This is a genomic window from Kitasatospora sp. NPDC023120, assembly GCF_055560835.1.
Genome location: NZ_JBVHHY010000014.1, coordinates 240,101 through 242,424, shown reverse-complemented (window position 1 = coordinate 242,424; position 2,324 = coordinate 240,101). Strand labels below are relative to the sequence as shown.

The 2,324-nt window shown below is 72.2% G+C and carries 1 pseudogene; it reads right to left on the bottom strand.

Annotated elements, in window-relative coordinates:
- Positions 1 to 673: pseudogene (locus ACZ3TI_RS22335) on the bottom strand (collagen-like protein); the annotation flags it as partial.
- Between the last annotated feature and the right edge of the window lie 1,651 nt (positions 674 to 2,324).

Genomic DNA, 2,324 nt, shown 5'->3' with positions numbered 1-2,324 from the left:
CCTGAACGCCCTGATTGCCCTGGCCGCCCTGGACACCGGTGTCGCCCTGGCTGCCCTGCGCGCCAGTGCCGCCCTGGGAGCCCTGGGAGCCCTGGTCGCCCTGGCTCCCCTGAGCACCGGTGTTCCCCTGGTTGCCCTGGCTGCCGGTACCACCCTGCGCGCCCTGGGCCCCCGAACCACCCTGGCTCCCCTGCGAACCCGCCACCCCCTGGAAACCCTGCGAACCCGCCACGCCCTGGAAGCCCTGCGAACCGATGCCACCCTGGTTGCCCTGGCTGCCGGTGCCGCCCTGGTTGCCCTGGTTCCCCTGTGTACCCATACTGCCCTGGAACCCCTGCGAGCCCTGCTCGCCCTGGCTCCCCTGCGCACCGGCACCACCCTGGAAGCCCTGCGAGCCGGTCCCGCCTTGGAAGCCCTGCGTACCGCTGCCGCCTTGCGCTCCCTGGGCGCCCGCGCCGCCCTGGTTGCCCTGGGTGCCCTGGGCGCCCGTGCCGCCCTGGAAGCCCTGCGAGCCCGGGCCGCCCTGACTGCCCTGCACACCGGCACCGCCCTGGAAGCCCTGAGTCCCGGTGGCGCCCTGCGTGCCCTGGCTGCCCTGCGCGCCGGCACCGCCCTGGGCACCGTTCCCGCCCTGACTGCCCTGCGCGCCGGCTTCACCCTGGGCGCCCTGCACCCCAGGGCCGCCCTGCAAGCCCTGGGAGCCCTGGGCGCCCGCGCCGCCCTGGGCTCCGGTACTGCCCTGGGTGCCCTGGACTCCGGCCCCACCTTGGCTGCCCTGGCTGCCGGTGCCGCCCTGGTTCCCCTGCGTACCTTGGGTTCCGGTACCGCCCTGAGACCCTTGGGCACCGGTGTCGCCCTGATTGCCCTGGGCGCCGGCGGCGCCCTGGCTGCCCTGTGCGCCGGCTCCGCCGGGCGATCCCTGTGTGCCCTGGGTGCCTTGGCTGCCCTGCGTCCCCTGGCTGCCTTCGTTGCCCTGGGCACCCGTACCGCCCTGAAAGCCCTGCGGGCCCTGGGCGCCGGCGGTGCCCTGGCTGCCCTGCGCCCCCGTGCCGCCCTGAAAGCCCTGCGTGCCTTGCGCGCCGGCGGTGCCCTGGCTGCCCTGCGCCCCCGTGCCACCCTGAAAGCCTTGCGTGCCCTGGGGCCCCTGGTCCCCTTGGCCCCCCTGTGGACCCTGTGGCCCCGTGCCACCCTGAAAGCCTTGCGTGCCCTGGGGCCCCTGGTCCCCTTGGTCCCCCTGTGGACCCGGTGGCCCCTCGTCTCCCTGAGGACCCTGTGGCCCTTGGTCCCCCTGTGGTCCTTGGGAACCATGGTGCCCGTGGTGCCCATGAGATTCGCCGCCGTCGCCATGATCCCCGGCCCCGCCCCCGTCCTCAGGGGGACCACCGCCGTCATCGCCGGGTTCCGCGCCGCCGTTGAGCATCGCTCGTGTGCGAGGGGTGAACGCGGCGCTCAGGGCGCCATTCGGGCCGGGCACTGAGTGAACGTAACCAACGACGGACTTCTCGATCGTGCCGGCGTCGACCGCCGACGGCGAGGACAGGCTGACAGCCAGGGCGAGAGCGCTCATTGCCGAGAGCATCGTGGCCGTCTTAACCCACGACCTGCGAAGAGACTTTCGGTTCATTCTCGAGCCTCCGGAAGAACTCAAAGCAAACACGCAGAAGTGCGCCAACCAGGGGGTGCCGAGGGATGAACCGCACCGTTCGTCAGGCCGTGTAAGTATGTGCTTAAACGTTTGTATCTATATCAAATTCGCCCTGCGTCGCCGCTTTTTCACCCCAATAGCCACGACGTCACGGGCCCGCGCGACCTCACCGCCCCGAGGGCTCGTGGCGCCTCAAGCCGCTTCTCGGCCGCACACGATCTCATGACAGCCGATCAGCTCTCCGGGGAAGCCCGCGTGTGACTTCGAGACTCCAGTTCGCCACCGGCCGCGGAGTCAGAACCGCACCTCACAGGTCGCAGGTGGTCGTGGTGGCCACCTGCGCCAGGCCGCCTCACGGGCGCCGACCCTCCCCGCCGCACAGGCAACGCCCCCGATCGCCTCGCCGCCGCCCACGGGCGCCTCCTCAGGCGCCGACGAAGCGGGACCGCACCCGGCTCCGCGGCTGCGATCGGCGCGCGATCGGTCCGGCAACGTCCCTCTTGCCGGACCAACGCGACACTTGAAGCAAGCCTCATTGCCCCAGCGCAGAAGGCACTCCCGCGTGTACAGCTCCCGACGTGGGTCCGCTGACCGCGCCTGTGGCAGTGCGCCACCGGACAGCGACCTGCCCTACGAGGAGGCGACTCCGACCGGGAAGAAGCCGACGGTGACGGTGGCG